This window comes from Flavobacterium sp. (genome assembly GCF_044369455.1).
Lineage (GTDB): Bacteria > Bacteroidota > Bacteroidia > Flavobacteriales > Flavobacteriaceae > Flavobacterium.
Genome location: NZ_JBIPLW010000076.1, coordinates 1 through 4878 on the forward strand (window position 1 = coordinate 1; position 4878 = coordinate 4878).

Genomic DNA, 4878 nt, shown 5'->3' on the forward strand with positions numbered 1-4878 from the left:
TGCAAAAAAGATTCCTGAAACGGGCTACCCGAAAGTGGGGTACCCGCCCAGCCTCCTACTGCAATCATTGGACCATTCGGAAATTAACGTGCGATTGCCGTGCACGGATAACTTGCTCACAATGTTCTAAATCATTCGTTAGGACAAAAATCGAACCGTCGATTTCACCTTGGACTTTCGCCTCCAAAATAGCTTCGCCTTTTGTAGGCACAATCGACTTTGAAATAGTCGCTTTAACGCACGAGCATGATTGCTGAATAGCTTTTATCTCTAATGGTTCCGATCCAGTATTCGAGATACGAATTTTTCCAATCGAGTCAGGCTTGCCTCTAATTACATAAATCGTATCGTCTGAATAAACGGCTACGGGTTTGCCAGGAATTCCGCGAAACCAAATAGTATAAGACACGCCAAGAACAACCAACGTCGCTGCACATTTAACGAGGGTCTCCTTACTTGACACTTCGTTTCCTCCAAATCATCCAAAGCGCGACTGCCGCAACCAACAAATTAAAGGGCAAAAGCAACTTTCTCCAGGTTGTCGTTTGGGAGTACGGGAGCGGCATTTGCCTCGCTTCTATCGACTGCCTACGCAACTCTTCCTCCTGGTCAATGTCGTAAATGATTGGTTTCTTTGATGGCACCAACGTGAAGCGAGTATCCACTATCGGTTCATTCAATTTAAGCTTATCTGGAAGCACTTGGAATCGACTAAGAAGAACTGCCTTTGATGCGGCGCTTACCTCCGATCTTGTTCCATGGATGGGAATAAACATCGATCTGTTTTCCAACGAGATCTGTTTGAAAGCATCCAAAACGTAGCTTGAACACACTGCACCTGTAGAATCAAGTCGGCGCTCATAGGCTACTGGATAAAAATCCTTCTCAATCGAAAAATAAACACGAAAGGTAGCACCGTCCTCTGAACACGATTGAGGGAAATCTACCAATCTGCATTTTTCAGCTTTCCAAAAACCTTCTCCACGATCGGTCGCATTCGCGAAGTTTTTTTCCCATAAGCCATGCGTTTGAATTTCACTCCATTCCAGCTGGACGCACGAGCAACTCGTTAACCACTGAAACGGCCTTAGGAGCAAATCCGTTACGCCGCTTTGAAATTGCTTGTCTGAAACTTGAATATAAGAACGGTCCGCCATCGTTGCATCGCGTTCGTCCATTGCTTGATGTCTAATGCCATCGAACGCAAATTCGTGGTAAGACCCCACAATCTTTTCGCCCTGGATCAAACTCGGACTGACATCAACCCGCGAAACACGATATTTTGCCCCGCTTCTCTCAACAGAAACATCCCAGACAGCACCTGTGTATAGCTCAACTCGCCCCTGATATTCGACAGACCGGATTTCCGATACGTGCAAATACGCCCCGTCACGGACTTGAAGCAAAGACGCTTCTTCGCCAGAAACGAAACCGAAGCTAACTACAAGTACTGCAGACGTCCGCAATAGAAAACGGTGAATTATCGCACGTCGGCTCGGAATGAGCAGCTGCATGCCTCTACAGATTTCCATCTGCCGGACACTCTTGCGATACACAACCAGCTTTTGGCCGGTTGGCCGCGCATGGTCCCAGTTCGACATTTCCGCAAACGCCATCTTCGTAAGCAGTCTGTTTTCCGCATCGCTTTTCATCCAACACACTGTCAGCAAATCCTCGCTCTTCCCCCTCTTTTGCAGCCAAACAGGTACCCGCACGATTTCCTCCAGCACTCATGCAACAAACTGGCGGATCGCTGCCAGGTTCTTTCTTGTTTTTTGCATTACATATCATAGATACCAAAGTGCAGTCTGGCGGGGCGGTAGTGTCGCCTCCACCTCCCTCAGGATTCGACTCCGGCTCTTGACCGACTAGTAAGCTAGAAACCAAAAGTAATCCAATCGATAGAATTCGAAATTTCATGAAAATTATCATCTCCTCTTGCTCTTATCCAATTCGTGAGACGTTCGAGTACTTTCACATTAAGAGTTCCAAACCGCCCTACGTGTTTTAACTCGTAATGAGGAATCCGTTGTCCAAAAATAAATTGAAGTTCGAGACTATTTTTGATTTACTTCGGCATGGAAGTCACGATCGTTTTGCGAATTTGGTCCGACGTAAAAATGTATATTGAATTCCCTGCTTTACCGACTGGCTCACAGTTGCGAAGCGTTCCAAGCGATTTTTTGTCTATCGAATAGCGAGATCCGTCACGATCGCGAATCGCCAAAGGGAACTCGTATAGCTGATTGATGCTAATAGCAAACAATCCATTATGTGGTGAGAAACTTGCGTCGAATTCGATACCTCCAGAGTCATGTACAAACGGCCATGCCTCAATGCCAACTATTCCAAATACAAACGGACAATAGGAACTGTCAAATGCGAGGTAGACAGGTTTGCGATCATTCTGCCTAGAAATCCATTTTTCCAAATGGAGCAGGTCTTGTCCCCAGTCGATGTTACTGTTTAGGAGATGCTTGGCGCCGTTGCGGGGGCCGCCTACCAATTCGTTGAAATAGGATAGGCTGTGGGGATAGTGGTAAAGACTGCTGCCGAGAGTCCAAGTCAGGCATCCTATCCAAAGGATGGGGAATAAACAATAAAGTCGACGTGTTTTGGGCCTCGATGGAATGTGAGGTTGATGGGTTTTGCCCAAATCAAGGCTGTACCGGGCGATCTGGCCTAGCCAAATAAAGGCTAATGGAAAGCATGGGAAAATGTACCGCAAGTGATGACTGAAGCCCCATTTAGAACTGACTACGACAAACACAAATAGCATCGGGAACAGTAAGATCCATTCGTCGCGGGTAGCTACGTTTTTATTGCTTCTAAATCGAAATAGGCGTGTCGTTAGAACCAAGATAGCTAGCCCCATCGTACCGACCGGAGTTTTCACGAGCACGGCGTAGCAGTAATAGTACCACCACCCTTGCTCTTTGAATTCACCACGCAGATACGAAGGTCCCCAGAAATTCTCGAAGTCGCGCTGCTGGTGATCGATGCCGAGCATGTAGTCGCACGGCAAAGGGACGGGGACTTCTCCTAGCCAACTTTCGCGGAATCGATTGCCGTAGCCGCTCGTGGTGGCATCCACCAAACCAAACATGTTGCTGCGGAATTCGTATTCCTTGAGCTGCACAAAGCTGCCATTTCCCAAGTAGCCAAGGTTGACGATGTACAGGCCAATCAGCATCCGAACGATCAGCATGCACGCCTCACGACGCCAATTGGGCGCTAGCCCCGGTCTATTGGCTTCGCCACAGGCGGCAACCGGGACTAGCGCTCGACGGCTCACCATGAACCAACAAGCAGGGCCTAAATCAGCAGTCTCTCGGGGCCCTCGGGGGGCGAGGGGAGAATGCAAATGGCTGCGATATTCAGACCATCGATAGGCTAACCACAAAATCGGCCACAAGGGATAAAAGAGGATGAGCGTTGTTTTCGTTAGTTCAGCCAAACCCAAAATGATTCCGGCCGTGAACGTCGAATGCCATGTCGGTTTCTTGAGCCACCGCCAAAAGGTATAACATGCCAACGCACCCAAAGCTGCTGCTGGTGCATCCGGCGTCATCAACGCTGCGTGACCCAGGATCATGGGAGAGAAACACCATAGGAGCATCGCGATCAAGCCAGATCGCTCACCATACAAATCTCGACCCCATAGATAGCATGTCCAAGCTGCGATCAGACTGAATGGAATGCACATCCATCGCCCAAAAGTAACTAACCACAGTGTCCAACTCCGATTCTCTGTGACGAATTGCTCCCCCAAGTGGAACTCATTGCGACTGAATTGGTCGTTAAGCACCTCCGGGAAATCGAAGGTGTACCCGCACAAGATCGACGGGATAGTTGCCACGAGTCGTACCAGTGGAGGATTCACACGGTACAGCGAAAAATCACCACTACGCCAATGGCTAATCCCAGACACGAGGTGTGCAGGTTCGTCCAGCGTCGGGCTCATGAGTGTCGCATTCCAGCCGAGCAGAACGGAATGAGCAACAAGGATAATCCCTATCGCAATGCTATGTCGACGAGAGCTTGGGTTCATGTCATTTCATGAAGTGCGAGCTGGGCTAAGAACGAGGCGAAATCTCAATTGCCCTTTTTCTCGTTATCTCGAAGATCAGTTTAGGATGCATCGGGTCATTTGTCGCTATCAAAACTTGGACAGACTGTGTAATTGGTTTGTCGATAGTGACATTCAGTTCCACTTCAGTCAACGGCCACACACGATATTTTTCCAACGTGGCGCCTGCGCAATTGCAACTACTTTTAACGTCTGTGACAACGAGTGTTGAGAAACCTCGATTACGAAGTCGTACTTTGACCGTTTTCGGAAATGACTCATCTGGAAAATCTACTGCAGACTTTTCTGGTACCAATTCAGCAACTGGGTCTGATAGGGCGACCAGTGTTAGGGTTGCCCCCACAAGAACGATTAGGAATGTACCCAACACCTTCATTCCAACCCAATTACGCATGACTACCAATGCGACGCCCCCATAAAAGATATAACAAGAATCCACAAGCTAAGATATCTGCGATAACGAACAATGCACGACTCCTGAACGTCGATTTGGGGGAGGGTTTGTTCTCGTCGAGATTGCTTGCTTTACGAATCTTGTCCACGTCATGAACAAAATCAACCTTGTTCTCATCCAGCGTGAAAAGCTGTTGATCGACTGGTTGATTTAGCAATAGCGTTGATTCGTCGACATGGATTGTCTCCTCCATGGGTAGAGATACGCCGTCTGCACCGAGCTCTTTGCGAAACAACTTGATCGGATAAGCCACAATCCCAGTTGCAGACTTTTGAGTTCGAATCTCTTGGACTTCAAAAACGGTGGTAAGCTCACCGGTCGAACCAACAATTCG

The 4878-nt window shown here is 48.1% G+C and carries 5 protein-coding genes; all 5 read right to left on the bottom strand.

The window, feature by feature from the left end:
* Positions 1-64: 64 nt before the first annotated feature.
* On the bottom strand, positions 65-463 hold the full coding sequence (locus tag ACIQ2L_RS14420) for a DUF1573 domain-containing protein (protein ID WP_396160068.1): 399 nt from the start codon (positions 461-463) through the stop codon (positions 65-67).
* A complete protein-coding gene (locus ACIQ2L_RS14425) occupies positions 453-1652 on the bottom strand; it encodes a hypothetical protein (RefSeq protein WP_396160070.1) in 1200 nt (399 codons plus the stop codon). Before ACIQ2L_RS14425 ends, ACIQ2L_RS14420 begins: the two co-directional genes overlap by 11 nt.
* A gap of 416 nt (positions 1653-2068) precedes the next feature.
* Positions 2069-4051 carry an ArnT family glycosyltransferase gene (locus ACIQ2L_RS14430; protein ID WP_396160072.1) on the bottom strand — a complete coding sequence of 661 codons (1983 nt, stop codon included), beginning with the start codon at positions 4049-4051 and terminating at the stop codon, positions 2069-2071.
* Between the two features lie 25 nt (positions 4052-4076).
* The gene (locus ACIQ2L_RS14435; protein WP_396160074.1) at positions 4077-4484 is read right to left on the bottom strand and encodes a DUF1573 domain-containing protein; all 408 of its coding nucleotides are present in this window, start codon (positions 4482-4484) and stop codon (positions 4077-4079) included.
* On the bottom strand, positions 4477-4878 hold a 402-nt coding region (locus ACIQ2L_RS14440), incomplete at its 5' end, for a hypothetical protein (protein ID WP_396160076.1). The genes ACIQ2L_RS14440 and ACIQ2L_RS14435, both read right to left, overlap by 8 nt.

Bases quoted from the DNA above. Each gene is read 5' to 3' on its own strand.
- ACIQ2L_RS14435 (WP_396160074.1), bottom strand. From the start codon at position 4,484: ATGCGTAATTGGGTTGGAATGAAGGTGTTGGGTACATTCCTAATCGTT.
- ACIQ2L_RS14425 (WP_396160070.1), bottom strand. From the start codon at position 1,652: ATGAAAAGCGATGCGGAAAACAGACTGCTTACGAAGATGGCGTTTGCG.
- ACIQ2L_RS14430 (WP_396160072.1), bottom strand. From the start codon at position 4,051: ATGAACCCAAGCTCTCGTCGACATAGCATTGCGATAGGGATTATCCTT.